This is a genomic window from Rhizobium sp. H4 (genome assembly GCF_003013335.1).
In the GTDB taxonomy this organism is placed as follows: Bacteria; Pseudomonadota; Alphaproteobacteria; order Rhizobiales; family Rhizobiaceae; genus Rhizobium; species Rhizobium sophoriradicis.
The window spans coordinates 86845-112594 of sequence record NZ_PSOW01000010.1; the positions used below are offsets into that span (position 1 = coordinate 86845).

Consider the following 25750-nt stretch of genomic DNA (forward strand, 5'->3'; position numbering starts at 1 on the left):
CGGATGAGGGGGCCGCATGGCACGCCCTTCATGTTGCCCTCCGCTTCCGCTACGTGCATTCGCGGCTTTGCCGCTCATCCCCCTCATCTGCCTGCTGGCATCTTCTCCCCGCTGGGGAGAAGAGGACGTGCCGCAACGTCCTTCCCCAAGCACTCTCCGTAGAAACAAAAAACGCCACCTCCGATCGGGAGGTGGCGCTGCAGTTCTCAAATCAGCCTTATCAGGCCGTGGCTTCGACGACGCGGACGGCTTTGGCGCGTTCCAGGGCTTCCTTGCGGACAGCATCCTGCACCTTCTCGAAGGCGCGAACCTCGATCTGGCGGACGCGTTCGCGGCTGATGTCGAATTCGGCCGACAGGTCTTCCAGGGTCACCGGCTCCTCGGCGAGGCGGCGAGCCTCGAAGATTCGGCGCTCGCGTTCGTTCAGCACGCTCATTGCTTTGCTCAGCATACGCCGGCGGGTTTCGAGTTCGTCCTGTTCGATCAGAACGTCTTCCTGGCTGTCGTGATCGTCCACAAGCCAGTCCTGCCATTGACCGCTGTCGCCTTCGGCGGCCTTGATCGGCGCGTTCAGCGAGGCGTCACCGGAGAGGCGGCGGTTCATCGAAATGACCTCCTCCTCCGAGACGTTCAACTTGGTGGCGATTTCCGATACGTGCTCCGGCTTCAGGTCGCCATCGTCGATCGCCTGAATGCGGCCCTTCAGCCGACGTAGGTTGAAGAACAGGCGCTTCTGGTTCGCGGTCGTCCCCATCTTCACCAGCGACCACGAGCGCAGGATATATTCCTGTATCGAGGCCTTGATCCACCACATGGCATAGGTGGCGAGGCGGAAGCCGCGCTCCGGATCGAATTTCTTGACAGCCTGCATCAGGCCGACATTGCCTTCGGAGACGACTTCCCCGATCGGCAGGCCGTAGCCGCGATAACCCATGGCGATCTTCGCGACGAGGCGGAGATGGCTGGTGACGAGCTTGTGGGCGGCGTCGCGGTCGCCGTGCTCGGCATAACGCTTGGCCAGCATATATTCCTGCTGCGGCTCGAGCATCGGAAATTTGCGGATTTCGTCGAGATAACGATTGAGGCCGGCTTCGCCGGCGGTAATGGACGGCAAGGTATTTCGGGCCATAGTGCACCCTCCTAAAGTGAATTCCGGTTCCCGATGAAAACGCGTCCCCGCGTCGAAAAGGCAAACCGGGACGTGCGGCTTTCTACCCAAGCCCGCACTAAGTCGATATACAGATAAGTATGGCGAAACGGCGGTTCAAGGCGCCGCTCACGCAGGTGTGAGACGGGGGAGGCGGAATTCCGCGGTCCCCTCTAACTCCGCAAGGCCTCGACAAGTTCCACCATGTCCTCCGGCAGCGGTACCTCGAAATGCATGAGTTCGCCGCTGCGGGGATGCTCGAATTGCAACATGAAGGCATGCAGCGCCTGGCGGTCGAACCCGTTGACCACCTTGCGGATCTCTTCGGGCAGCAGATTGGCCTTGGTCCTGAAGCCGGCGCCGTAGACCGTGTCGCCGAGCAGCGGGTGGCCGATATGGGCCATGTGCACACGGATCTGATGGGTGCGGCCGGTTTCGAGGCGGCATTCGACCAGCGAGGCGAGCGCCGTCGCGTCCGGGGATTCATGAAAGCGCTCGATCACCTCGTAATGGGTGATCGCCTCGTCGGCATCATGGCTGTCGGGGCGCTTGACGGCGCGGCGGGTACGATCGCCGGTGGCGCGGCCAAGCGGCGCGTCGACCGTGCCTGTCAGCGACCGGGGCCGGCCCCAGACGATCGCCTGATAGGCACGCTCCAGCGGCATAGTGCGGCCATGGTCGGCAAACTGAAGCGAGAGGTGGCGATGGGCAACGTCGTTCTTGGCGACCACCATGACGCCTGTCGTGTCCTTGTCGAGACGGTGGACGATGCCGGGGCGGCGAACGCCGCCGATGCCGGAGAGCGTATCGCCGCAATGATAGATCAGCGCATTGACCAGCGTTCCGGTCCAATTGCCGGGGCCGGGATGGACGACCAGGCCGGCAGGTTTCGATATGACGATGATGTCGTCGTCCTCATGAAGGATATCGAGCGGGATATCCTCGCCCTGAGGCGTCGGGTCTTCCGGTTCGGGCAGGGTGATCTCGAAACTGTCGCCGACGCGCACCTTGCGCTGCGGATCGGTGACGGGTACGCCCCGCATGGAAACCAGGCCGTCCTTGATCAGTGCCTTGATACGGCTGCGGGAAAAATCCTCGCCGACCTGCGCCGTCAGCCAGGCGTCGAGCCGGCCTTCGGCGGTTTCATCGGCGGTCAGGACTTTTCTAATGCCAACTGCTTGTTTAAAGGGGTCGCTCAAGACGCTTCTTCTCCGACGTATTCTTAGAACGGGACGCACAGATGACAGCAATCGAGCCAGACGACCAGGAAGAGAAGCCCCTTGATCCGGCGATGGAAAGTGTCCGGCGCAAGATGGTCCGCCTGCAGATCGTTTCCGGCGCCATCATGTTCGTGAGCCTTATGGCGGTCTTCGGTGCGGTTGTCTACAAGACGATGCGCGAGCCGAAGGACACGGCTCCGGCTGCCGCTGCCTCCGGTGTGCCCGCGGAGGCGCCGCTTGCGGCGACCGTTTCGCTGCCGCTGGGTTTCAAGGTGCAGTCGACCTCGTTCTCGGCGGGGCAGATCCTGTTTTACGGCGAGACCGTCGAGGGCAAGGCCAAGGCGCTGATCTTCGATCTCCGGAGCGGCCGCTCCGTCGCTGAGCTGACCGTCACGGGCAATTGAGCCCGGCATGGCCGCTCCCCCGATCGCCATCGCCAAAGCCGACGATCCGCGCGTCGCGGAATTCCGCGACATCCGCGAGCGCGATCTGACCGGGCGGGAAAACCGCTTCATCGCCGAGGGTACCGTCGTGCTTAGAATGCTCGCCGAGGCGCATGCGCAAGGCCGCGGCTTTCGCGCCGAAAAGATCCTGCTGCTGCGCAACCGTGTCGAGGGCATCCTGCCGATCCTGGACCGGTTTCCCGCCGACGTGCCTGTCTATGTCGCCGAGGCCGACGCGCTCGAGGGCATTGTCGGTTTCCATCTGCATCGCGGCGTGCTCGCACTTGGCCGGCGGGAGGAGCGTGACGAGGCAGCGCTTCTTGACGCCCTGCCGGAACGGGCGCTAGTCCTCGTCGGCTGCGGCATTTCCAATCACGACAATGCTGGCTCGATGTTCCGCAACGCCGCCGCCTTCCGGGCAGATGCCGTGCTGCTCGACGAAACCTCCTGTGATCCTCTTTATCGCAAAGCGCTGCGTGTCTCGGTCGGATCGGTGCTGAGCGTTCCGCACCGGCGCGGCGGCAAGGCGCTGGATCTGCTCCTTGCACTCGCCGAACGGGGTTTTGCCATCTGGACGCTTTCGCCGCATGGGAAAACGGACATTCGCGCCATTCCGGCGGCGGCACGCATGGCGCTCGTCGTCGGCACCGAGGGGGAGGGCTTGCCGGCAGCGCTGCTGGCCCGCTTTCAGAGCGCGCGCATCCCGCAATCGGACGAGCTCGATAGCCTCAATGCGGCGACGGCGACGGGGATCGCGTTGTTTTCCATGGCCTCGGCCATGGGTCGGATCTGACCCCTAAAGCAGTCGCGATCTTCAGATTCGCTCCCCGCTTTGGGTCTTTTATTATCTCGCATGTCGTTGTCGCAAACGGCTGCACAGTTTTGCGCGACATGCTTTAACGCACCGGATTGGCGATGATGGCGGCCGCCCTGTCGGCAAGGCTGACGCGGTCGTTCGGGTTCTTGGTCCCGGCATCCGGCAGCAGCGTGCGGATCGGCGAGGAAGGGCCTTCGTTGAGTGCGGTCAGCGCCACCATATTGGCGGCGATCGAGGCGATCTCCTCGCGGATCGCACCATCACGTCCGGCGACGGACTTTGCCTTCTGCAGGCGCTCGGCAAGGGCGGCGCTGCGCTTGCGGACATCCTCGCCCATCTCAGCCGCCATTGCGGCGGTATCGAGCATGGACGCGGCTGTGTCTTCGGCCGTCAGTTCCGCCGGCAGGTCAGCCGCCATTTTGGCAAGGCCTGCGTCGCGCAGCACCCGGTTGATCTTGCGGATCTCGGCATTGGCGGCTTTCAACTGCTCCTTCAGCTTGGCGATTTCCTGCTGACGGCGGGCGAGCAGGGTTTCCTTCTCGGCGGCGGAAGCGCTCTCACGCGCGGCCTTATCTTCCAGGCGGATCACCATATGCTGTTGCTGTGTCAGTTTCTGCTCGGCATCTTTGGCCCGCTTCTGCAGCAGGGTGACGTCCTGGCGCAATGTGTCGCGTTCGTCTCGCAGAGCGTTTGCGCGGAATTTCAGGCTTTCGGCCTCTGTTTCACGCGCGGCCAGATCAATTCTCAGCCCATCGGTTTGTTCGCTGAGCTTGCTCAGCCGCGTCCGCATTGCCGCCAGTTCGCTCTCCTTGTTGGCAGCGGATTGCTCGGCAATATGCAGATTGGTCTTCAACTGGCTGATATAGTTCTCATCCTTGCGCAGGTGCGAGCGCTGCTCGGCCGCCTCGACATGCATCTCGCCGATCTGGGCCTGCAATTCACCGATATCGGCGGCAAGCCTGCCGGCATCGACGGCAAGGGCATCGTGCCGCAGCTGGAGCGAGAAGGATTTTTCGCGTTCACGCAAAAGGTCCTGGGTGGTGCGCGCGTTTTCGGCGGCATAAAGGGCGCGCACCATATCTTTCTGGGCGCGGACCTCTTGCGGGCTCAGCGGCATCGTCGCTTTCAGCCGGTTTTCGGTATACCAGACGATGCGGCGGTGTACGGCCGGCGAAACCAGAAAGACGAGGAAGGCCGCGGTCAGGAAGCCCAATCCGAACAAGAGAGCGTATTCGATCACGGCGGGGCCAATCCCGTTCTTCGTTGGGCGGAACTTGACATCCGAAAACCGATTACGCGTTCGGCGTCCTATTCCGGGTCATCCGTGATGATTAAGCACGCATGGCGCATCGGGGCAAGGCCGCCGATGCGGGTGGCGACGGTTTCCGACGCTCCTGTGGCTTCAGAAGGGGTTCCAGGTCGGCGCCTGGGTGATCTTGAGATAGCCGACATTGACGCCGAGTCGGGCGCCGACGCCGGTGCGGATCGGCACGACCAGCACGTCGTTGTTCTTCAGCACCGTCATGCCGAAGCCCGCAATCACATAGGCCGAGCCACTGACGCCGCCGAAGCGGGCATAGATGCCGTCGATGGAAGGCAGATCGTAGACCAGCATCATGACGCGCGAGCCCTGTCCGCCATAATCGATACCTAGGGAGGGGCCTTGCCAGTAGAGCGGATGCTCGCCGGCATTCTTGGTGTTCAGCTGGCCTTCGCCATAGGTGAGACCGGCGATGAAGGCGCCGCCGCCTTCCTGTCCGAGAATATAACCGTTCGGCAGGCCGTATTTCTGGAAGGCGCTTTCCACCACCTTGCCAAGACCGCCGCTGGCGGAGCCAAAGAAGGAGTGGCCGGTATCGATGATTTCCTGCATCGTATACTGACCGTTGTTCTGAGCGGCGGCCGGCCCGGCCACTATCATCGAGGAGAAGACGAGGGCCGAGAGCAACCTGCAGAAGCCGATGAATCGGTGCGGAAATCGAGGGCGCATGGTGTCATCCGTTCGTCGTTGGTCGGGAGCGGACAACCGCTCGCGTCAATTGCTGCATTTTGCGCCGATCATCTTAACAATCGGTTTACCAAATATGGTGTCATTATGGCACCCAATGCGATCGCAAACTTCGCGCAATTTAGATGACGCATATTACCGGGCGCGATGAAATTGCCGCCCCTCAGGAGACGATGATGTCCAAGAACCCGAACCTTACCCTGTCCGGCCCGGATCTGGCCGCGCTCCTCTGCAGCCGCGTTTGCCACGACGTCATCTCGCCCGTCGGCGCGATCAACAACGGTCTGGAACTTCTCGATGAAGGCGGCGCCGATGCCGATGCGATGGACCTGATCCGCACCAGCGCCCTCAATGCTTCCGTTCGGCTGAAATTCGCGCGTCTCGCCTTCGGCGCGTCCGGTTCCGTCGGTGCCTCGATCGACACCGGCGAGGCCGAGCGGGCCGCCAAGGATTTTGCGGTGGCGGAAAAAAAGACCGAGGTTATCTGGAACGGACCGCGCGCCATCGTTGCCAAGAACCGGGTCAAGCTGCTGCTTAACCTCTTCCTCGTCGCCTATTCCTCCATTCCACGCGGCGGCGTGCTTGAGGTGACGCTGGAAAATCCCGAATTCGACGCCAAATTCACGCTCACCGCCAAGGGCAAGATGATGCGCTTGCCGCCGAAATTCGTTGAAATATCGACCGGCACGATCGAGGAGGCAATCGACGCCCATTCGATACAGCCCTATTACACCGTGCTGCTGGCTGAAGAGTGCGGAATGACGCTCGATCATAGCGCCAGCGCCGACGAATTGGTGTTCACGGCGGTAGTCGCTGCTGCTTGATTGCGGAGCCCGGGCGGGCGTCGGCGCCCATCCGGTAACGATTCCTTAGCCTGATGGACCTATCCTCCAGGGTTGTAAGAGGCCTCTTGTTGCGACGAATGCGGGGGCAAAGGAGCAGTCATGCAAAGGTTCATGATCACCGATAATTCGGACATCGTCCGCAAAGTCGGCAAGCGCATTCTCTCCGAACTCGATTTTCTCGTCAGCGAGGCTTCCAATGCCAGCGAGGCGCTGCAGCGCTGCCAGGCGGAACTGCCGGAATATCTGATCGTCGATTCCGGCATGGAAGGCGCGCTCGACCTGATTGCCGCCATCCGCGCGATGGATGGGGGCAAGGACGTCAAGATCTATTACTGCGTCATCGAAGCGGACCTCAAGAAACTGATGGCCGGCAAACGCGCCGGCGCCACGGATTTCTTGCTCAAACCCTTCGATCGCAAGATCCTGACCGCCGTTTTCGGGAACCGCGCGATCGCTGCCTGACGGCAGGCTTCTTGCCGGCGGAATCGGCCGCCCGTGAACATAAACGCCGAAGCGTAGCCGGACGCCGGCTGAGGCTGCGCTCCTCCGTTGATCGACATGCATAAAACAATGAACAAGGTGCGTCGCATGCGCCAAGTTTGATGCGGCGCTCTTTACGCCTATCCCGCCGATCGACCGAGTCTTGATCGCTTATTCGGGCGGCGGCCCTGTGCGGCGGAAACGAAAAATCCCGCCGGAAGGGCGGGATTTCGTCATTCCGATAAGGGGGATCGGAAGATTGGAAGCTCAGGCGGTTTCCGCGTATTCGGTGCCATCCGGCTCGCGAAGAACGTAACCACGGCCCCAGACTGTCTCGATATAGTTGGCGCCGCCGGCGGCATTGGCGAGTTTCTTGCGAAGCTTGCAGATGAAGACGTCGATGATCTTCAGTTCCGGCTCGTCCATGCCCCCGTAAAGGTGGTTGAGGAACATTTCCTTGGTGAGCGTGGTGCCCTTGCGGAGCGAAAGCAGCTCCAGCATCTGGTATTCCTTGCCCGTCAGATGGACGCGCTGGCCGCCGACTTCAACTGTCTTGGCATCGAGATTGACGATCAGTTCGCCGGTCATGATCACCGACTGGGCGTGGCCCTTGGAGCGGCGGACGATGGCGTGGATGCGGGCGACGAGTTCGTCCTTGTGGAACGGCTTGGTCATGTAGTCGTCGGCTCCGAAGCCGAGGCCGCGAACCTTGTCTTCGATGCCGGCCATGCCCGACAGAATGAGGATCGGTGTCTTGACCTTCGACAACCGGAGAGTGCGAAGCACTTCATATCCGGACATGTCGGGCAGGTTCAGATCGAGCAGGATGATATCGTAATCATACAGCTTGCCCAGATCGACGCCTTCTTCACCGAGATCGGTGGTATAAACATTAAAACTCTCTGATTTCAGCATCAACTCGATGCTCTGCGCCGTAGCGCTGTCGTCCTCGATGAGAAGTACCCGCATAATTATCCCCTTTACCGCCGCCGAAAGGTGGTCTGGCCCCCTACACGCTACCGAACAAGCTACGTGATTTGGAAGCTGCCACGAAATGGTTAACAAATTCTGATTCACTCTGGCAAGGAGTATCGAATTTATTAAATATTTTTTCCATTTCTCTGTTTTCCAATAGGAATCTCAAAAAGGCTTTCCTCAATTTTAACATTAGGAAACAGCGCTAAGTGATTCATCCGACTCGCCAATGAAAAGGTTCGAACTTCATGCCGCGGCATTTACCGACCCTTAAATCATCGGGCCTATCATTAACGATGCCCGTAAACGAAAGGTTACCAGCGGTAGGTTTTTGTTAATATCGCAGGAAATTTTTTAGCAAACCGTGTCAAAGCGGCGCGCAGGGCGGTTTCAAGTTGAGCCGGGGTCTCGCATCACGGGAGTAATGCGTATGAAGTCGCGAGAAAGTCTCGTTCGCCTGAAAGAGTTTCAGGTGAACGAAAAACGACGTCAATTGCAGCAGTTGCAGATGATGATGTCCGAATTCGAACGGATGACGAAGGATCTGGAGAGCCAGATCGTCGTCGAGGAAAAGAAGTCCGGTATATCAGACCCGAATCACTTTGCTTATCCGACCTTCGCCAAGGCCGCGCGTCAGCGGGCCGACAACCTGCAGGTTTCGATCAAGGAATTGAAGATGCAGGAAGAGGCGCTGGAATTGGCGCTTGAGGAGATGCAGGCGGAATATGCAAGGGCGTCGGCGCTGGAAGAACGTGACAGCGGCGCCCGAGCAAGGGCGTAAGAGAAAACGACGGGCGCCGGCTTCGGCGCCCCGGGAATCGCCACAGAGAAGCCATGTATGACGGGCGTGCTGGTCCGTCATACATGGCTTTTGGTGTTTGTCAGTTCACGACGTCGCGCCATTCCGGGTGGCGCTGCGCCTGCGCCTTGAAAAAAGGGCAGAGCGGAATGATCTTCCAGCCGCCGGTGCGGGCAGCCTCCACCGCGTGCAGCGCCAGTGCCTGGCCGACACCTTTGCCGCGCAGGGCATCGGGAACGGCGGTATGATCGATGATGACGAGCTTCGGCGATGTGCGCGAATAGGTCATTTCCGCCTGATGCCCTTCTACCTCGGCCGCATAACGGCCGCCGGAGGCGCCTTCGTCGTTTCGAATGTCCATTGTCTTTCCTCGCAGAGGGATGGGGATATTGTCGCCGGCGACGGTGACACGACCTCGCGATCATGCCAAGTCGGCGAGGCAATTGCTCGAGGAGACGGAGTGTTCATGAAAAAGATCGGTTCGGTGCGAGGTTCGCGCGGATGAGGGCGCTTTCGATGATCCGCCCGGTTCTGCTCGTGGCGGCGCCGTTCCTCTTGGCGCTCGGCCTCATCTTGCCGCTGGTCCGTTTCGAGACATTGTATTTCTTCGATCAGACCCCATCGCTTGTCGAGATCGTAGCCTCGCTCTGGCAGGGCGGGGATGGGCTGCTGGCGGCGATCGTTGCACTGGTGTCGATCGTGCTTCCGATTCTGAAGATGGTCGGGATCGCTGCGGAAGCGACAGGTGCCGGCGGCGGGGCCGGCAGTCTGTTTTATCGTCGCGTCGTGCCGCATCTGTCCAAGTGGTCAATGATGGACGTGCTGCTGGTCGCGATCGTCATTGCGGCGGCAAAGACGACGGGGTTGGCAGATGCATTCACCCAGCCTGGCCTGTGGTGCTATGCGGCCTCGTCAATGATTTCGGGCCTTCTGCACTCCCTGACGGGAGATGCGTCCGGCCCGAAATAACTCGTCGATGTTGGCGTGCGATCAGTGGCGATACTGCTGAATGCGCGTGGTGCGCAGGCCGGCGAGGCCATGGCTGTTGATCGACGACTGCCAGGACAGGAACTCTTCGACCGTGAGCGTATAACGCTCGCAGGCCTCTTCCAAGCTCAACAGGCCACCGCGAACAGCCGCGACAACCTCTGCCTTCCGGCGGATGACCCAGCGCCGCGTATTGGGCGGCGGAAGGTCCGCGATGGTCAGGGGGCTGCCATCGGGGCCGATGACATATTTCACTCGGGGACGTATCATTTCGGTCATTGGACTCTCTACACAACGCAAGACCACGAGCGCCACTCTAGCCTGCCACATTTAAAAATTGCCTAAGCCCAACGTAAGACTTTGATAACAAATTTAGACGCCCCGGAGTGGCCGATGAATGCCTGTCTGCCTCGCAAGACTTCGTCTCCGACCTCCCTTGTCCCGGCCCAGTTCATACGATTTGATGCTTGCTGCCCTCGCTTGCACAGCCAAACGGTCTTCGTCGACACTCCGGCGTGAGCCTTTCATCGCCGGCAGCGAAAACCGTTGATCAGCAATCGGCAGCAAAGCCTCGTCAGCTTTTACCAGGCCGCCGAACTCATTTATTGCTACAGACCAGGTGACGGCAATGGAGCGGACGATCCCTGACGATCTTCTGAGCGGAAGGGGCGTTTGCGAGGAGGGCGGCCAACCAGGAAATCGTCATCTGGACACGCTCTTCCAGGATGCGGTGAGAAATACCGTTGCCTTCGCATTACGTGGCGCTGACCTGAAACAATACATTTTCGCCTTTGTTAGGCAATGGCGCCCATGCCGGCAGCGAAGCAGGCTTGGCAATCGCTCCACCGCCTCAGGCGCTTCTCGGGCCAGCTCAGTCTGGAAGGCGCTCACCTCGCGCCAGATCGGATGCCTGAACCTATTCAAAGTGCTGCAGCGTCCTATGCGCCTCAGAAACGGCGCTGGGTCGGCTGACGGCAGGAGCAGGGACGAGACGCGATTCTTCTCGATCTCTCGTCCTATATGATCGTGGGGGTAGCTGAGGAGTGAGATGGCAATCGCGATTCGCTCAACCGCATGCGGGCGGTCGCCCGAGCATTCCGGTACCGGCTGCTCCGAGCAGCCGGCCCGTTCTCACAAAAAGCTTAGAAGCCTTTTCCGCCGGCCAGTTCCGATGCGACAGTTCCGACGATGATGCGCATATCCATCCAGATCGAGAAATTCCCGACGTAATAGAGATCGCTGGCGATGCGGGCGCGGGCTTTGGCCGGACGATCGGTCGGGCCGCGCAGGCCGCGCATCTGGGCGAGACCGGTCATGCCCGGACGCATTGCGTGGCGCTGGTGGTATTCGGGCACCAGCTCTTCGTAGAGCATGCCGCCGGCGCGCATGCCGATCGCGTGGCAGCGCGGACCGACGACCGACATGTCGCCCAACAGCACGTTCAACAGCTGCGGCAACTCGTCGATGTTCGTGCGGCGCAGGATGGCGCCGATGCGGGTGACGCGCGGGTCGTTCTTCACCGTCTGGGCAACGCCCGAGACATCGCAGAGATCGGTGCGCATGGAGCGGAACTTGTAGACCTTGATGGCCTTGCAGTTCTTACCCCAACGGGTCTGCTTGAACAGCACCGGTCCGGGGCTGTCCAGCTTGATCAAGAGGGCGACAAGGAGAAGTAAGGGCGCGAGGACGAGGAGGGCGCTCAACGACGAAACAATGTCGAACGCCCGCTTCAGGACGAGATCCACCCACGGCGCCTGCGACGCATCGCTGTGGATAACCGGGGTCTGGATCTTCAGGCTCGGCTGCTGGCGGCGGCTCGGCCGGAAGGACTCTGTCGAAATGGTGTTGTTTAGTTCCGTGATGCTCAAGGATCGTACTCTGTTGTCTTCGAGGGGCGCGGCGGCAATAGGCGATCAATGGTTTACCCTGTCACCAGGGCTGCACTCAGGTGTTGGTAACCCTACTAAAACGGAAAAATGCGACAATTGTGTAATGGTGTCCAGAGAAATATCGCATCGCAATAAATCTTTCGCACTTGCGTTAAGTTGAGGCAAACTCATGATATTTTGTTAAGAATTGGAATTTCGTCAAGGTTTTTAGGCCTTTGGCAGGGGCTTCCGGGGTGCTCCGGACGTTCCTTTTCGGTACGTACCGCATTGCCCACAAGCGTCATTTCTTAACAGAAACCGGGGCGAAATTTTTTCGCAAGAACGGTCGGCCTGTTATCTAACAGTGCCAAAATGTGACAAAACCAAGGCGGGATCGACGAGCTTTTGCAGGCAGAAGCTGTGGAGACACGGGGCTATCCCGCAGAATCACGTCTGTCATCCGGCTCTGCGAATCAGTCCATGACCGGCGGAGCTGAGATAATCGGCACGGGGAAGGGGCCTGTGGAAGGCGCGGAACGGCGAAGAAACGTGCCTGCGGCCTTTCAGCGATCCTTGCCGGCGGTCAGGCGGGCTCGAGGACGCGTTTCCTGCCGCCCCAGGAAATGAAATTCGGGTTGGCGAAATCGAAATCGGCTGCCGTTCCGGTCTTGCCGTAGGTCAGCGGCGCTCCGTCGAGCGTCACGGTCGAACCGCCGGCGGCGCGAAGCACTGCGTCGCCGGCCGCCGTGTCCCATTCCATCGTGCGGGTGAAACGAGGATAGACGTCGGCCTTGCCTTCGGCCAGCAGGCAGAATTTCAGCGACGAACCGATATTGGTGCACTTCGAAATCGCATGGTCGGCAAGGAAGGTTCCGGTCTCCGGGCTGTTGTGGCGAAGGCTCGCCAGCGCCAGACGGTCGGTCGGCTGTTCGCGCACGGTGATTGCACTGCGTGCGCCGACAGTGAAATCCTCCGTAACCACGAGCCTTTCGGCGTGGCCGCGTTCTCCCGAGAAGGCAAGTCCGAGCGCCGGAGCGTAGACGATCCCGGCCACCGGAGCGCCGTGCTCGATATAGGCGATGTTGACGGTGAATTCCTGCCGCCCGTCGACGAATTCACGCGTGCCGTCGAGAGGGTCGACCAGGAAGAAGCCCCGACCGCTGATGTCGGGCACACTGCCGGCCGCGACCGACTCTTCCGCCACGACGGGTATTTCGGGATAGTCCCGGGCAAGATGCGCGAGGATGATGCGTTCGGCCTCCTCGTCGGCGACCGTGACCGGACTTGCGTCCGCCTTCATGGCGACGGGAAAGCCTTCGCGCAAGACCGTTATGATGGCCCTGCCGGCTTCGAGCGCCGCCTTTTCGAATGTCCTCAGCATTGTCCTTTGCCGTTCGCCGCGCGGTGAGCACCCCGTTGTCGCTCGTCCGCAAACCATCCCTGCCACCATAGTCAATCTTATATGGTGTTTTGCCCCGCGCTCCGCACCCCGATAACGCAGTCTGCGATGCTACCATAAGCTTTCGGTCTTGTCAGACGAAGATGGCAGTTATTCGCTGGAATGGGATTCGCCAAAGCGGCGCGTTGCGGGTCTGATTTTGCTCCATCTTCCAATTCTGTGGAATAGCCTACGGCGCAAGAGCTTCATGAAATTGAGAGTGAAATCGCCGGATGGTTAATTCGACGCCGGTTTTTGGCTAACAACAGGACGTGCTTCGCCGATTTTCTGTGGATTTTGGTGCAAAATGCGCCATTTAGCCCTGTTCGAACAAGAATCTGCCGGAGTAAATCCTTTTTGTCTTCACATTTGCAACGAAACCGCTATGCATGCGGTCATGAGGTTGCCTGAAACGGGTGACCGAAGAACCAAAAAGAGATGCAGCATATTCGGCTCGCATCCAGGGGAAAACGACATATGGAGTATTTCGTCCAGCAGCTCTTCAACGGGCTGACGCTCGGATCCATCTATGGCCTTGTGGCTATCGGCTATACGATGGTTTATGGCATTATCGGCATGATCAACTTCGCCCATGGCGACATTTTCATGCTCGGTGGTTTCGCCGCTCTTATCGTCTTCCTCGTCCTCACATCCATCTTCGCAGGTCTCCCCGTGGCAATTCTGCTGCTGGCGATGCTTGTCGTCGCGATGCTGATGACGAGTTTGTGGAATTGGACGATCGAGCGTGTCGCATACCGTCCTTTGCGCGGCTCGTTCCGCCTGGCGCCGCTGATTACCGCGATCGGCATGTCGATCGTGCTGTCCAACTTCATCCAGGTGACGCAGGGTCCGCGCAACAAGCCGATCCCGCCGATGGTGAGCTCGGTCTATCAGTTCGGCAACATCTCGGTGTCGCTGAAGCAGATCATCATCATCGTGATCACCGCGGTGCTGCTCGCTGCCTTCTGGTACATCGTCAATCGTACCGCGCTTGGCCGCGCCCAGCGCGCCACCGAGCAGGATCGCAAGATGGCGGCGCTTCTCGGCGTCAACGTCGACCAGACGATCTCGATCACCTTCGTGATGGGTGCGGCACTCGCTGCCGTCGCCGGCACGATGTATCTGATGTATTATGGTGTCGCGTCATTCGCCGACGGCTTTACGCCGGGTGTGAAGGCATTCACCGCAGCCGTTCTCGGCGGCATCGGCTCATTGCCGGGCGCCGTTCTCGGCGGGCTGATGATCGGCCTGATCGAATCGCTGTGGTCGGCCTATTTCACCATCGCGTACAAGGATGTGGCGACCTTCGCCATCCTCGCTTTCGTGCTGATCTTCAAGCCGACGGGTATCCTCGGGCGGCCGGAAGTCGAGAAGGTATAACGTCATGGCAAACATCGAGAATACTGCAGGCAAGCCCGATGCCGGACTTGTCCGCAAAGGCCTTACCGAAGCCCTTTTCGCCGCCGTCCTGTCACTCGGCATGTTCGTTCTCTATGTCGGTCTGAAGACCGATCAGAACATCAACAACGAGCTGATCATCGTCCAGCGCTGGGGATTGCTTGCGATCTTCGTCGCTGTCGCTGCCATCGGCCGTTTCCTGATGGTCGTTTTCATCAAGCCGAACATCGACCGCCGCAAGCTTAGAAAGGCGCGGGAGGGCGATCTCGATATTTCGACCGAGAAGAACTTCTTCCATCGGCACTTCCTGAAGATCGCGCTGCTTGCGCTCGTGCTCTATCCTGTCGTGATCGTGGCGCTGGTCGGTGCCCAGGGCTCGCTGAAGTGGATCGACAACTTCGGCATCCAGATCCTGATCTACGTGATGCTCGCCTGGGGGCTGAACATCGTTGTCGGTCTCGCCGGTCTGCTCGATCTCGGATATGTCGCCTTTTACGCGGTCGGCGCCTATTCCTACGCGCTGCTGTCAAGCTATTTCGGCCTGTCCTTCTGGGTGCTGCTGCCGCTTTCCGGCATCTTGGCCGCACTCTGGGGCGTCATCCTCGGCTTCCCGGTGCTGCGCCTGCGCGGTGACTATCTCGCCATCGTCACGCTTGCCTTCGGAGAAATCATTCGTCTCGTCCTCATCAACTGGACCGATGTGACCAAGGGGACGTTCGGCATCTCGAGCATTCCGAAGGCGACGCTGTTCGGCATCCCCTTCGATGCGACGGCCGGCGGCTTTGCCAAGCTCTTCCAGCTGCCGATGTCGTCCGCCTACTACAAGATCTTCCTCTTCTATCTCATCCTGGCGCTTTGCATGCTGACGGCCTACGTCACCATCCGGCTGCGCCGCATGCCGATCGGGCGTGCCTGGGAAGCGCTGCGCGAAGACGAGATCGCCTGCCGTTCGCTCGGCATCAACACGGTGACGACCAAGCTCACGGCCTTCGCGACGGGTGCGATGTTCGGCGGCTTCGCCGGCTCGTTCTTCGCAGCGCGGCAGGGCTTCGTCTCGCCGGAATCCTTCATCTTCCTGGAATCGGCGGTCGTTCTCGCCATCGTCGTTCTCGGCGGCATGGGCTCGCTGACCGGCATCGCGATCGCTGCGATCGTCATGGTCGGCGGCACCGAGGCGCTGCGCGAAATGGACTTCCTGAAAGTGGTCTTCGGGCCAGACTTCACGCCGGAACTCTACCGCATGCTGCTCTTCGGCCTCGCCATGGTCGTCGTCATGCTGTTCAAGCCGCGCGGTTTCGTAGGCTCGCGTGAACCGACGGCCTTCCTCAAGGAGCGCAAGGCAATATCCGGAAGCTTTACCAAGGAGGGCCACGGTTGATGAGCCCCGTTACCAACACGATATCGAGCGATACGCTGCTCAAGGTCGAGCACCTGTCGATGAAGTTCGGCGGCCTGATGGCCATCAACGACTTCTCCTTCGAAGCCAAGCGCGGCGATATCACCGCGCTGATCGGCCCGAACGGCGCCGGCAAGACCACCGTCTTCAACTGCATCACCGGCTTCTACAAGCCGACGATGGGCATGATCACGCTTAATCAGAAGAGCGGCAAGCAATATCTGCTGGAGCGTCTGCCGGACTTTCGTATCACCAAAGAAGCGAAGGTAGCGCGCACCTTCCAGAACATCCGGCTGTTCTCCGGCCTGACGGTTCTCGAAAACCTGCTGGTCGCCCAGCACAACAAGCTGATGCAGGCATCGGGTTATACCATCCTCGGCCTCATCGGCGTCGGCCCCTACAGGCGAGAGGCCGCCGCGGCGATCGAGCTCGCGCGTCATTGGCTGGTAAAGGCCGATCTGATCGATCGTGCCGACGATCCGGCAGGCGATCTGCCTTACGGCGCCCAGCGGCGTCTCGAGATTGCCCGTGCCATGTGCACCGGCCCGGAGCTGCTTTGCCTGGACGAACCGGCCGCCGGCCTCAACCCGCGGGAATCGGCAACGCTCAATGCGCTGCTGCAGAGCATCCGGGCTGAAACCGGAACGTCGATCCTGCTCATCGAGCACGACATGTCGGTGGTGATGGAAATCTCCGACCATGTCGTCGTCCTCGAATACGGCCAGAAGATTTCCGATGGCACGCCGGATCACGTCAAGAACGATCCGAAGGTCATCGCGGCCTATCTCGGCGTCGAGGATGAAGAAGTGGAAGAGGTGATCGCAGCCGTCGAGCAGCTCGAAGGAGGCGCAAACTGATGGGCGAAGTAATGACGGGCCAACCGCTCCTTCAGGTGAATGGCGTCGAAACCTATTACGGCAATATCCGTGCGCTGGCCGGCATCGATGTTCAGGTCAACAAGGGCGAGATCGTCAGCCTCATCGGCGCCAACGGCGCCGGCAAGTCGACGCTGATGATGACGATTTGCGGCAGTCCACAGGCCCGCAAGGGCGTGGTCGTCTTCGAGGGCCGCGATATCACCAAGCTGCCGACACACGAGATTGCGCGCCTGCGGATCGCGCAGTCGCCTGAGGGACGCCGCATCTTTCCGCGCATGACGGTCCTGGAAAACCTCCAGATGGGCGCCGGCCTCGACAATCTCAAATATTTCGCCGAGGACGTCGAGAAGATCTTCACGCTCTTCCCGCGTCTCAAGGAACGCCACGCCCAGCGCGGCGGCACGCTTTCGGGCGGCGAGCAGCAGATGCTGTCGATCGGCCGCGCGCTGATGGCGCGCCCGAAGCTCCTGCTGCTCGACGAACCCTCGCTCGGCCTTGCGCCGCTGATCGTCAAGGGCATTTTCGAGGCGATCCGCAAGCTCAACGAACAGGAAGGGCTAACCGTATTCCTCGTCGAGCAGAATGCATTCGCTGCGCTGAGGCTTTCCCATCGCGCTTACGTGATGGTGAACGGCAAGGTGACGATGAGCGGCTCCGGCAAGGAACTGCTCGCCAATCCCGAGGTTCGCGCCGCCTATCTCGAAGGCGGAAGACATTAGTCGAAGGGAGAGTTTGATATGCAGGGTCTTTTCTTCGAAAGCGATATCGGCGTTCGGATCGTCATCCGTACGCTCGTCGTGCTGATCGGCTTCTGGACGGCCTGGCGGGCCGGCAAGGCGGTTGCCGACGGCTGGAACAATTATCCGCTGGTCGTCGTCTATACCTTCCTGCTTGCCTGGGCGATGCAGTTCCTGCACCACGCCCTGTTCAACGGACCGATGCTCAGCGCCCTCTATTACGGCATCGATTTCGTGACGCTGCTCGTCTTCTCGACGGCCGGCTTCCGCTATCGCCGCACCAATCAGATGGTCAACAACTATTACTGGCTGTACGAAAAAACTTCCGCGTTTTCGTGGAAGGACAAACATTGACAGTCCGTTGAAACTAGGCATGAATTGCCTTCAGAGTGGAACAGCTTTCCTGGCGCAGTCAATGGTGGGTAATGCGCCGGGCCTTGGACCGGAACCCGCCCAAAAATTGGGAGTAACAATATGAAGAAGTCTCTTCTGTCGGCAGTGGCTCTGACGGCGATGGTCGCCTTCAGCGGCAACGCCTGGGCCGACGTTCTCATCGCTGTCGCTGGTCCGCTGACCGGCCCGAACGCCGCTTTCGGCGCGCAGCTTCAGAAGGGTGCCGAGCAGGCGGCGGCCGATATCAACGCTGCCGGCGGCATCAACGGCGAGCAGATCAAGATCGAGCTCGGCGACGACGTCTCCGACCCGAAGCAGGGCATTTCGGTCGCCAACAAATTCGTTGCTGACGGCGTCAAGTTCGTTATCGGTCACTTCAACTCGGGCGTTTCCATCCCGGCTTCGGAAGTCTATGCCGAAAACGGCATTCTCGAAATCACCCCGGCCGCTACCAACCCGAAGTTCACCGAGCGCGGTCTCTGGAACACGTTCCGTACCTGCGGCCGTGACGACCAGCAGGGCGCCATCGCCGGCAAGTATCTTGCCGACCACTTCAAGGATGCAAAGATCGCCGTCGTTCACGACAAGACCCCCTACGGTCAAGGTCTTGCCGACGAAACCAAGAAGGCGATGAATGCCGCCGGCGTGACCGAAGTAATGTACGAAGGCATCAACGTCGGCGACAAGGACTTCTCGGCCCTCATCGCCAAGATGAAGGAAGCCGGCGTCTCGATCATCTATTGGGGCGGCCTGCACACCGAAGCCGGTCTCATCATCCGTCAGGCCGCCGACCAGGGCCTGAAGGCAACGCTGGTTTCGGGCGATGGCATCGTTTCGAACGAGCTGGCTTCGATCGCTGGTGACGCTGTTGCCGGTACCCTCAACACCTTCGGTCCCGACCCGACGCTGAACCCGGCAAACAAGGAACTCGTCGAAAAGTTCAAGGCCGCCGGTTTCAACCCGGAAGCCTACACGCTCTACTCCTATGCTGCGATGCAGGCGATCGCCGGTGCCGCCAAGGCTGCCGGTTCGGTGGATCCTGAGGCCGTTGCCACGGCGATGAAGGAAAAGGGTCCGTTCCCGACGGTTCTCGGCGATATCTCGTTCGACGAAAAGGGCGACCCGAAGATTCCTGGTTACATCATGTACGAATGGAAGAAGGGCGCGGACGGCAAGTACACCTACGTCCCGCAGGGCATGTAAGCATAACTTCCATTTTGGGATATGAGATTGAAGCCCGGTTCCGACCGGGCTTCTTTGTTTGACGAAGGTTTCGTTTTCCGTTCGCCGCAGTGTCATCGCTGCAAGCGGTCCCGCCGATTCCTGCTGGCGCGAAGATCCTCGGCAGTTTCGGCGGCGGCAGCGGCGATGCCGTGCCGCCCGAGATCGCTCACATCTCGTGCAGCACATGGGTCGCCTTCACGGCGGCCGATGCGCGGTTTTCGACGCCGAGCTTCACGTAGATCTGTTCGAGATGCTTGTTCACCGTGCGCGCCGACAATCCCAGTATTTCGCCGATGTCGCGGTTGGCCTTGCCCTTGGCGATCCAGAGCAGCACTTCGGATTCGCGCTGGGTGAGCGAGAAGCGCTGGCGCAGCATCTCGTCGTCGCTGCGCGGATTGGCGGCAGTGAGGCGAAAAAGATATTCGTCAGGGCCGATCGCGCCGAGGAAGGCGAGCTGCAGCGCCGCCTGGCCGGCATGGGCGATCGAGATGATGCCGTCGCGTGCTGTGGCGACGCGGTCGCGCATCCAGCCGGCGATGTGGCGGACGACGATTTCCATGCCGTCGTCGCTGCCCATGGCGGCATTGACAAGGCGCGTTGCCTGCGGCGTCGACCAATGGATCGCGCCGTCGCCCTTGACCGCCAGCAGATGGCGCCCGGCGGCGTCGAGGGCGACGCGGGCGCTCTGGGTCGAGCGGGCATTTCTGAGATGGACGCGAATGCGGGCGCGCAGCTCGTCGATATTGATCGGTTTGCTGAGGTAATCGACACCGCCGGATTCCAGCGCATGCACGACATGCTCGGTCTCGGTCAGGCCGGTCATGAAGATGACAGGCACCTGCGCCGCAGCGACATTCGCCTTCAGCCTGCGGCAAGTCTCGAAGCCATCCATGGCGGGCATGACGGCGTCGAGCAGGATGAGATCGGGTGTGATGCGCTCGACGATACCGAGCGCTGCCGTGCCCGATGTGGCGATAAGCACGGAAAAGCCGGATTGCTCGAGCGCATCGGTCAGGAAGCCGAGCGCTTCGGGTGAGTCGTCGACAAGCAGAACGATGTCACGGGGCAGGGCCGGCTCAGCCAATGGATTCCACCTTTTCGTCGAAGTCGTGCAGGAAGGTCATGAAGCCGCCCATGTCGAAGGCGGCGACGTAGGCGCGAAGCTCTTCCGTGAATGGCCGATTTGCCTCCAGCTTGGCAAGGTCCGAAAGCTTGGCTTCGATGCCTCTGATATAGCCGATCTCCCCGAGCCGCAGCAATTCCTGCACATGAGCCGGGCCAGGACTGAGCATCGACGCTTCGGTCTTTTCCACAATGGCGGGGGCGTCGTCGGCATAGATCCATTTCAGGCCGAGATGGAGGGCGAGTTTGTCGCGCAGCTGGCGGATATCGACCGGCTTGCCGATCGCATCATTGTGGCTGTCGTCACTGTCGCTCAGAACGGCCGCATCGCCGATATTGGCCGAAAGCATCACCATCGGCGCCGTCTGGCCGACCTCGCGCAGGCGCGAGACGAGCTGCCAGCCGGTCATGCCGGGCATCAGGATATCGACGAGGAAGAGATCCGGCATGATGCCGTCGATCAGCGTCAGGCATTCGGCGCCGCCTGCCGCCGTCAGAACGATGAAATCGAGCGGTGCCAGGATTTCGCGCATCATTTCGCGGTGATCTTCATTATCGTCGACGACAACCAAAGTGCGGCGCGAACCGTCATAACCGACGATGCGCTTTTCCTGCGGCGGGGCGGCAGCGCGCATGACGGCCGACAGCATCAGCCGCACGCGGAATGTCGAACCCTCGTCCCTCACGCTCGAGACTGAAATCTCGCCGCCGAGAGTGTTGGTCAGAAGCCGGGTGATGGTGAGGCCGAGCCCGAGACCCGGCATCGGCCGCACGCTTTCGGCCTCGCCGCGCTGGAAGGGTTCGTAGATGCGGGGCAGGTCCTTCTCTGTGATGCCGCGGCCGGTATCGGCAACGGTGAAGGTCGCCACCTGGCTGCGATAGCCGACATCGAAGGTGATACTGCCTTCGTCGGTGAACTTGATGGCATTGGAGAGCAGGTTGACGAGGATCTGGCGCAGCCGTTTTTCGTCCGTGCGGACGAATTGCGGCAGGGCCGGCGAGCGATCGTGAACGAAGTCAAGCCCCTTTGCCTGCGCCTGCGGCCGGAACATCTCGACGATCTGGTCGAGGAAATCCTGGATGTTGATCTCGTTGGAATAGACCTGCAGGCGGCCGGCCTCGATCTTGGAGATGTCGAGCAGTCCGTCGATCAGCCCGGAGAGGTGTTCGGCGCTGCGGCGGATGACCTTGATCGAGGATTGGCGCGGCGGAGGAATGGTTTCGTCGCGCTCGAGGATCTGGGCGTAGCCGAGCACGGCATTCAACGGCGTGCGCAGTTCATGGCTGAGGCCGACGACATAGCGGCTCTTGGCGCGGTTGGCGGCCTCAGCCGTCTCCTTGGCATTCTGCAGGGCGGCGTCGGTCTTTTTGTGGGCGGCGATTTCCTTGAGCAGCAGCGTGTTCTGGCGCGAGGATTCTTCCTCGGCGACGACGCGGCTGTCATGGGCGAGCACATAGAACCAGCAGACGACGCCTGCGATCACCGAGAAGACGAAGAAGACGATGAGGATGGTGCGGTTGACGACTTCAGCCGTCTCGGGGGAGGCGGCGGCGACCTGATGGGCGATCATTGCCAGGATCGCGCCGATGGCGGTCAAGGCCAGGACGACGGCGATGCCGTAGCGGCCGAGGCGCGTCGTCAGCTTGCCCAGAATGGTTTCCGGCAGCAGCACCTTGGCGACGGTGCCGACCTGCGCGTTGAAACGGGCGGCCGGTTTGCACATGTCGTGGCAGCGGCTGTCGAGCGAGCAGCAGAGCGAACAGATCGGGGCGGCATAGGCCGGACACCACGCCATATCCTCCGGCTCGAAAGGATGTTCGCAGACGGAGCAGGTGATGCTCGTCAGGTTCTTCCAGCTCTGGCGCGGCTTGCGGGCGAGGTAGTATTTTCCTTTTGTCGCTAAGGCGAGCGCCGGCGAGGCGATAAGCGCTATGATGAGGGTGATATAGGGGGCGAGCGAGGCGGCGATAGCGCCGAAGGCGCCGAAATGAGCGATCAGCGATATTGTTGCCGACAGCGTCATGGCGCCGAGGCCGACCGGATTGATGTCGTAGAGATGGGCGCGCTTGAACTCGATACCGGGGGGAGCGAGCCCAAGCGGCTTGTTGATGAAGAGATCGGCGAAGATCGTGCACAGCCAGGCCATGGCGATGATTGAAAAGATGCCAAGCGTCTCCTCCAGCAGCCGGTAGATCCCGAGTTCCATCAAGAGCAGGGCGATCGCGACGTTGAAGACCAGCCAGATGACGCGGCCGGGATGGCTGTGCGTCAGCCGCGAGAAGAAGTTTGACCAGGCGAGCGAGCCGGCATAGGCATTCATCACGTTGATCTTCAGCTGCGAGACGACGACGAAGGCGGCCATCAGCAGCAGCGCGGCATTGTGCCAGGGGACCATGTAGCCGAAGGCGGTCAGATACATCTGCGCCGGGTCGGCGGCGCGATCGACCGGCACGCCGGAGGCCAGGGTCAGCACGACCAGGAAGGAACCGGCAAGCAGCTTCGGCGCACCGATGACGACCCAGCCGGGTCCGGCAAGGAAGACGGCCAGACGATGGCGCCACTTGCGCCGCGGCTCCGGCGGCAGGAAGCGGAGGAAATCGGCCTGTTCGCCGATCTGCGACATCAGCGCCAGGATGACGGCCGAGGCTGCCCCGAATTGCACCAGATCGAACGCGGCGACCGTGCCTGGCGGGCCGGAGGTTTGGCGGATGCCGGCAAAGGCACGCCAGAGATCGAATTTTTCCCAGTCCATGAAGGCGATGAAGAGGAAGGGCAGGATATTCAGCACGATCCAGAAGGGCTGGGTCATCAGCTGGAACTTGCTGATCAGCCGCACGCCGTGCGTCACCAGCGGGATCACCATGACGGCGCTGACGATATAGCCGATCCAGAGCGGAATGCCGAGCGTCAGTTCCAACGCGCCGGACATGATCGAGGCCTCGATGGCAAACAGCATGAAGGTGAAGCTCGCATAGATCAGCGAGGTGATGGTCGAGCCGATATAGCCGAAACCGGCGCCGCGCGTCAGCAGATCGATATCGACGCCGTGGCGGATGGCGTAGCGGCTGATCGGCAGGCCGATCGCCAGCATGGCGATGCTTGCGACGATGATGGCGTAGAAGGCGTTGGTGGTGCCGTAGGAGAGTGTGATGGCGCCGCCGATCGCCTCGAGCGCCAGGAAGGAGATCGCGCCGATCGCCGTCTGCGCGATGCGCTGCGAGGAGAAGTGGCGGGCGCTCTTTGCGGTGAAACGCAGCGCGTAATCTTCCAGCGTCTGGTTGGCGACCCAGCGATTATATTCGCGTCTTACCGGAATGATGCGTTGGCGCGCTGCCATGTCTTCCTTTCGACATTCCGGTTGGCCTAATCGTCTCGGAACAGTTTTGGCGGTATGGGTGAGAAAGGCAAGGGCGGAGCACTGGCAGATTCACTGAACTGCCATATTTTTGAAGCCGCTCTGTCACACTCGCCCTCTAACTCTCCCGCCGTTCCTTCAACCATTTCAGGTATCATCCATGTCTGTTTCAAGCCTTTTCCGCCTGAGCACTGCTCTCGTCTGCCTCGTTTCGATCGTGCCGTCGCTTGCTGGCGCCGAGCAGGCCACGGCGGCGAAAGCACCTTACGTCGAGGCCGGAAACACCAACAAACGCGGTGACGCCTGTTTTTCGACTGCCGACACCAATGCCGCCGTTCACCTTCTCTCCGGCTTCCTCGAAGTCTGGACCCCGCGCACGACTTTTGTCGACGCGGGCGTCGAAGCGCCGGCCAAGGACAATTGCCCGGCGGTCGCCAAGACGGATTGGGACGGCATTCCTTTCAGCAAAACCGACGGCCAGATCGTCAACAAGCTCGTTCATGATGCGAACATCGCTTATGTCGTCAAGGCGACGCGGGCGCGGACGGCCGAGCAGGCGGTCGCCGCCTATCTCGACGACCGGCGCGGCAAGAATGCCAGCATCGTCGACGGCCTCGGCCCGCTGACGGATGCCTGGAAGGCCGGCTCCAAGCAGACCACCACGATCACCGAGGTGGCGGCCGACGCGACGACGGTCAAATATGACGACAAGGGCAATAATCGCGGCGCCGGCAGCAAGCCGGATCCGGAAAACAAGACCGATGCCAACCCGGACATGGGGCTTGCGATCGACTTCATCAACGCCGCAAGCGCTGACGGCTCGACGGAACCCGCCAAGCGCTATTTTAAATATGGCCGTCCGTATCGCTGGAGCCAGGACGTGTCGGTTGTCCCGACCCTGGTGCCCGCCAAGAGCGGCAAGCCGGTCGAGGACGGCGGTTTCCCGAGCGGGCATACGGCGGAAGCGTGGCGGGATGCGCTCGCCATGGCCTATCTCGTGCCGCAGCGCTTTCAGGAAATGATTACGCGCGCCAGCGAACTGGGCGAGGATCGCATCCTTTCCGGCATGCATTCTCCGCTCGACGTGATGGGCGGCCGCATGCTCGGCACCGCGACGGTCGTCTACAATCTGAACAAGGCCGACAATTCAGCGCTGAAGAGCGATGGCTATGCCCAGGCGCAGTCGTGGCTGATCGCCAAGTCGGGCGTCCAGGATGCGGGGGCGCTTCAAGTCGCCGCCCATGCCGCGCCGCTTGCCGCAGACCGTTTTGCCGATCATGACGCCAATCGCGCTTACGTGCTGCAGCGTCTGAGCTACGGCCTGCCGACGATCCATGCGACCGATCAGCCGGCCCGCGTGCCGCAGGGCGCCGAAGCGCTGCTCGAGACCCGTCTGCCTTATCTCGACGGCGAACAGCGCCGCGAGGTTTTGAAGACGACGGCGATCGCCTCTGGCTATCCGCTCATCGACGACGCCGAAGGGTACGGCCGCCTCAACCTGTTCGCCGCAGCCGACGGTTACGGCGCCTTCGACCAGGATGTAAGCGTGACGATGGATGCGGCCAAGGGTGGCTTCAGTGCAATCGACACCTGGCGCAACGACATCGCCGGCAAGGGCAGGCTGGTGAAGAGCGGCAGCGGCATCCTCGGCCTGTCAGGCGCCAACAGCTATGCGGGCGGCACGGTTCTGGAAGAGGGCGTGTTGGTCGCCGGCTCGTCTTCGGCCTTCGGCAACGGCGGGCTGACTGTCAATGGTGGCTCGCTGGTTCTCGCCGCCGACAAGCCGTTGACCGTGGGTGGCGACTATCAGCAGACCTCCAATGCTGTCGTGAAGCTGGCGATTGGCGCGGACGGTGCCGGCACACTCGTTGTCGAGGGCAAGGCGGAGCTCGCCGGCGACCTCGACGTCACGCTTGCCGACGGCTTCACCCCGGCGCCCGGAACCACGATCGAGATTCTGAAGGCATCCAACGTCACCGGCAGCTTCGGCAAGTTCACCATCTCCGGCCACAGGGCGAGCCTCTCCTATGGTCCGACATCGGTCACTTTGACGATCGGCGACTGATTTCCGTGTCATAGCTGGAGGGCATCCCGGTCGCGGGATGCCCTTTGCTTTTCGGCCTGCCCGTTTACCTCCTGCGCCTACGTCATTTTGCGTATGTGTTTTTGCGATGCGGCACCCGATAGTCGCCTCGGCAACAGTTAACTCCGTTTCCGGC

Annotated in this window: 24 protein-coding genes; 13 read left to right on the forward strand and 11 right to left on the reverse strand. The window is 61.0% G+C overall.

What is annotated here, in order from left to right; genetic code table 11:
• Positions 1–220 precede the first annotated feature (220 nt).
• Positions 221–1129 carry an RNA polymerase sigma factor RpoH gene (gene rpoH / locus C4N04_RS16870; RefSeq protein WP_012484996.1) on the reverse strand — a complete coding sequence of 303 codons (909 nt, stop codon included), beginning with the start codon at positions 1127–1129 and terminating at the stop codon, positions 221–223.
• 191 nt (positions 1130–1320) lie between these two features.
• Positions 1321–2346, reverse strand: a complete 1026-nt coding sequence (locus C4N04_RS16875) for an RluA family pseudouridine synthase (protein WP_077990046.1) — start codon at positions 2344–2346, stop codon at positions 1321–1323.
• Between the two features lie 41 nt (positions 2347–2387).
• On the opposite strand from C4N04_RS16875, the gene C4N04_RS16880 reads away from it, so the two are divergent.
• Both C4N04_RS16880 and C4N04_RS16885 read left to right on the forward strand, forming a co-directional pair.
• Positions 2388–2771, forward strand: coding sequence for a hypothetical protein (locus C4N04_RS16880; RefSeq protein WP_077990047.1), 384 nt, complete (start codon positions 2388–2390; stop codon positions 2769–2771).
• 7 nt (positions 2772–2778) lie between these two features.
• Positions 2779–3603 carry an RNA methyltransferase gene (locus C4N04_RS16885; protein WP_077990048.1) on the forward strand — a complete coding sequence of 275 codons (825 nt, stop codon included), beginning with the start codon at positions 2779–2781 and terminating at the stop codon, positions 3601–3603.
• A gap of 103 nt (positions 3604–3706) precedes the next feature.
• Here the strand turns inward: C4N04_RS16885 and C4N04_RS16890 are convergent, their stop codons facing one another.
• A complete protein-coding gene (locus C4N04_RS16890; protein WP_077990049.1) occupies positions 3707–4867 on the reverse strand; it encodes a hypothetical protein in 1161 nt (386 codons plus the stop codon).
• A gap of 162 nt (positions 4868–5029) precedes the next feature.
• The gene (locus C4N04_RS16895; protein WP_009992762.1) at positions 5030–5617 is read right to left on the reverse strand and encodes an EipA family protein; all 588 of its coding nucleotides are present in this window, start codon (positions 5615–5617) and stop codon (positions 5030–5032) included.
• A 194-nt stretch (positions 5618–5811) separates the two neighbouring features.
• Here C4N04_RS16895 and C4N04_RS16900 point away from each other — a divergent pair, with 194 nt between their 5' ends.
• Together C4N04_RS16900 and C4N04_RS16905 are read left to right on the forward strand one after the other, a co-directional pair.
• Entirely contained in the window at positions 5812–6459 is a 648-nt protein-coding gene (locus C4N04_RS16900; protein ID WP_038692755.1) for a histidine phosphotransferase family protein, read from the forward strand.
• A gap of 120 nt (positions 6460–6579) precedes the next feature.
• Positions 6580–6942 (forward strand): response regulator, encoded by a 363-nt coding sequence (locus C4N04_RS16905; RefSeq protein WP_004675721.1) that lies wholly within the window; start codon positions 6580–6582, stop codon positions 6940–6942.
• Between the two features lie 285 nt (positions 6943–7227).
• Here C4N04_RS16905 and ctrA read toward each other — a convergent pair whose 3' ends face one another.
• On the reverse strand, positions 7228–7929 hold the full coding sequence (ctrA, locus tag C4N04_RS16910; protein WP_007533606.1) for a cell cycle two-component system response regulator CtrA: 702 nt from the start codon (positions 7927–7929) through the stop codon (positions 7228–7230).
• Between the two features lie 436 nt (positions 7930–8365).
• Here ctrA and C4N04_RS16915 point away from each other — a divergent pair, with 436 nt between their 5' ends.
• The gene (locus tag C4N04_RS16915; protein ID WP_009991379.1) at positions 8366–8716 is read left to right on the forward strand and encodes a hypothetical protein; all 351 of its coding nucleotides are present in this window, start codon (positions 8366–8368) and stop codon (positions 8714–8716) included.
• Positions 8717–8816: 100 nt separating this feature from the next.
• On the opposite strand, the gene C4N04_RS16920 is transcribed toward C4N04_RS16915, so the two are convergent.
• Positions 8817–9095: a GNAT family N-acetyltransferase gene (locus C4N04_RS16920; protein WP_038690879.1), complete on the reverse strand. Its 279-nt coding sequence runs from the start codon at positions 9093–9095 to the stop codon at positions 8817–8819.
• Positions 9096–9157: 62 nt separating this feature from the next.
• Here C4N04_RS16920 and C4N04_RS16925 point away from each other — a divergent pair, with 62 nt between their 5' ends.
• Complete coding sequence (locus C4N04_RS16925; protein ID WP_170961488.1) at positions 9158–9703, forward strand: paraquat-inducible protein A; 546 nt, start codon at positions 9158–9160, stop codon at positions 9701–9703.
• 21 nt (positions 9704–9724) lie between these two features.
• On the opposite strand, the gene C4N04_RS16930 is transcribed toward C4N04_RS16925, so the two are convergent.
• The 3 genes from C4N04_RS16930 to cysQ all read right to left on the reverse strand — a co-directional run bounded on the left by C4N04_RS16930 (position 9725) and on the right by cysQ (position 12970).
• Positions 9725–10000 (reverse strand): DUF1153 domain-containing protein, encoded by a 276-nt coding sequence (locus C4N04_RS16930; protein WP_007533628.1) that lies wholly within the window; start codon positions 9998–10000, stop codon positions 9725–9727.
• 863 nt (positions 10001–10863) lie between these two features.
• A complete protein-coding gene (locus C4N04_RS16940) occupies positions 10864–11589 on the reverse strand; it encodes a sugar transferase (RefSeq protein ID WP_038690874.1) in 726 nt (241 codons plus the stop codon).
• A gap of 583 nt (positions 11590–12172) precedes the next feature.
• Entirely contained in the window at positions 12173–12970 is a 798-nt protein-coding gene (gene cysQ, locus C4N04_RS16945) for a 3'(2'),5'-bisphosphate nucleotidase CysQ (protein ID WP_086156351.1), read from the reverse strand.
• 534 nt (positions 12971–13504) lie between these two features.
• On the opposite strand from cysQ, the gene C4N04_RS16955 reads away from it, so the two are divergent.
• The 6 genes from C4N04_RS16955 (at position 13505) to C4N04_RS16980 (ending at position 19032) form a co-directional block, all read left to right on the forward strand.
• Positions 13505–14407: a branched-chain amino acid ABC transporter permease gene (locus tag C4N04_RS16955; RefSeq protein ID WP_010051810.1), complete on the forward strand. Its 903-nt coding sequence runs from the start codon at positions 13505–13507 to the stop codon at positions 14405–14407.
• Positions 14408–14411: 4 nt separating this feature from the next.
• Positions 14412–15803, forward strand: a complete 1392-nt coding sequence (gene livM / locus C4N04_RS16960; RefSeq protein WP_106796573.1) for a high-affinity branched-chain amino acid ABC transporter permease LivM — start codon at positions 14412–14414, stop codon at positions 15801–15803.
• A complete protein-coding gene (locus C4N04_RS16965) occupies positions 15803–16678 on the forward strand; it encodes an ABC transporter ATP-binding protein (protein WP_038690869.1) in 876 nt (291 codons plus the stop codon). Before livM ends, C4N04_RS16965 begins: the two co-directional genes overlap by 1 nt.
• Positions 16678–17418, forward strand: a complete 741-nt coding sequence (locus C4N04_RS16970) for an ABC transporter ATP-binding protein (protein WP_170961487.1) — start codon at positions 16678–16680, stop codon at positions 17416–17418. The genes C4N04_RS16965 and C4N04_RS16970 overlap by 1 nt, the downstream gene beginning before the upstream one ends.
• An 18-nt stretch (positions 17419–17436) precedes the next feature.
• Positions 17437–17790, forward strand: a complete 354-nt coding sequence (locus C4N04_RS16975; RefSeq protein ID WP_038690867.1) for a DUF6867 family protein — start codon at positions 17437–17439, stop codon at positions 17788–17790.
• Positions 17791–17910: 120 nt separating this feature from the next.
• Positions 17911–19032 carry a branched-chain amino acid ABC transporter substrate-binding protein gene (locus C4N04_RS16980; RefSeq protein ID WP_038690865.1) on the forward strand — a complete coding sequence of 374 codons (1122 nt, stop codon included), beginning with the start codon at positions 17911–17913 and terminating at the stop codon, positions 19030–19032.
• Between the two features lie 187 nt (positions 19033–19219).
• On the opposite strand, the gene C4N04_RS16985 is transcribed toward C4N04_RS16980, so the two are convergent.
• Positions 19220–20137: a DNA-binding response regulator gene (locus C4N04_RS16985; protein ID WP_038690863.1), complete on the reverse strand. Its 918-nt coding sequence runs from the start codon at positions 20135–20137 to the stop codon at positions 19220–19222.
• A complete protein-coding gene (locus C4N04_RS16990; RefSeq protein ID WP_106796574.1) occupies positions 20130–23513 on the reverse strand; it encodes an ATP-binding protein in 3384 nt (1127 codons plus the stop codon). The genes C4N04_RS16985 and C4N04_RS16990 overlap by 8 nt, the downstream gene beginning before the upstream one ends.
• 178 nt (positions 23514–23691) lie before the next feature.
• Here C4N04_RS16990 and C4N04_RS16995 point away from each other — a divergent pair, with 178 nt between their 5' ends.
• Positions 23692–25596, forward strand: coding sequence for a phosphatase PAP2 family protein (locus C4N04_RS16995; RefSeq protein WP_106796575.1), 1905 nt, complete (start codon positions 23692–23694; stop codon positions 25594–25596).
• The last annotated feature ends 154 nt before the right edge of the window (positions 25597–25750 follow it).

What these genes read in the sequence shown, in the direction of transcription:
- C4N04_RS16905 (WP_004675721.1), top strand. Translation starts at nt 6,580, where the DNA reads ATGCAAAGGTTCATGATCACCGATAATTCGGACATCGTCCGCAAAGTC.
- C4N04_RS16970 (WP_170961487.1), top strand. Translation starts at nt 16,678, where the DNA reads ATGGGCGAAGTAATGACGGGCCAACCGCTCCTTCAGGTGAATGGCGTC.
- C4N04_RS16930 (WP_007533628.1), bottom strand. Translation starts at nt 10,000, where the DNA reads ATGACCGAAATGATACGTCCCCGAGTGAAATATGTCATCGGCCCCGAT.
- livM (WP_106796573.1), top strand. Translation starts at nt 14,412, where the DNA reads ATGGCAAACATCGAGAATACTGCAGGCAAGCCCGATGCCGGACTTGTC.
- C4N04_RS16965 (WP_038690869.1), top strand. Translation starts at nt 15,803, where the DNA reads ATGAGCCCCGTTACCAACACGATATCGAGCGATACGCTGCTCAAGGTC.
- C4N04_RS16900 (WP_038692755.1), top strand. Translation starts at nt 5,812, where the DNA reads ATGTCCAAGAACCCGAACCTTACCCTGTCCGGCCCGGATCTGGCCGCG.
- C4N04_RS16880 (WP_077990047.1), top strand. Translation starts at nt 2,388, where the DNA reads ATGACAGCAATCGAGCCAGACGACCAGGAAGAGAAGCCCCTTGATCCG.
- C4N04_RS16885 (WP_077990048.1), top strand. Translation starts at nt 2,779, where the DNA reads ATGGCCGCTCCCCCGATCGCCATCGCCAAAGCCGACGATCCGCGCGTC.
- ctrA (WP_007533606.1), bottom strand. Translation starts at nt 7,929, where the DNA reads ATGCGGGTACTTCTCATCGAGGACGACAGCGCTACGGCGCAGAGCATC.
- C4N04_RS16915 (WP_009991379.1), top strand. Translation starts at nt 8,366, where the DNA reads ATGAAGTCGCGAGAAAGTCTCGTTCGCCTGAAAGAGTTTCAGGTGAAC.
- C4N04_RS16990 (WP_106796574.1), bottom strand. Translation starts at nt 23,513, where the DNA reads ATGGCAGCGCGCCAACGCATCATTCCGGTAAGACGCGAATATAATCGC.
- C4N04_RS16895 (WP_009992762.1), bottom strand. Translation starts at nt 5,617, where the DNA reads ATGCGCCCTCGATTTCCGCACCGATTCATCGGCTTCTGCAGGTTGCTC.
- rpoH (WP_012484996.1), bottom strand. Translation starts at nt 1,129, where the DNA reads ATGGCCCGAAATACCTTGCCGTCCATTACCGCCGGCGAAGCCGGCCTC.
- C4N04_RS16920 (WP_038690879.1), bottom strand. Translation starts at nt 9,095, where the DNA reads ATGGACATTCGAAACGACGAAGGCGCCTCCGGCGGCCGTTATGCGGCC.
- C4N04_RS16925 (WP_170961488.1), top strand. Translation starts at nt 9,158, where the DNA reads ATGCCAAGTCGGCGAGGCAATTGCTCGAGGAGACGGAGTGTTCATGAA.
- C4N04_RS16955 (WP_010051810.1), top strand. Translation starts at nt 13,505, where the DNA reads ATGGAGTATTTCGTCCAGCAGCTCTTCAACGGGCTGACGCTCGGATCC.
- C4N04_RS16995 (WP_106796575.1), top strand. Translation starts at nt 23,692, where the DNA reads ATGTCTGTTTCAAGCCTTTTCCGCCTGAGCACTGCTCTCGTCTGCCTC.
- C4N04_RS16980 (WP_038690865.1), top strand. Translation starts at nt 17,911, where the DNA reads ATGAAGAAGTCTCTTCTGTCGGCAGTGGCTCTGACGGCGATGGTCGCC.
- cysQ (WP_086156351.1), bottom strand. Translation starts at nt 12,970, where the DNA reads ATGCTGAGGACATTCGAAAAGGCGGCGCTCGAAGCCGGCAGGGCCATC.
- C4N04_RS16975 (WP_038690867.1), top strand. Translation starts at nt 17,437, where the DNA reads ATGCAGGGTCTTTTCTTCGAAAGCGATATCGGCGTTCGGATCGTCATC.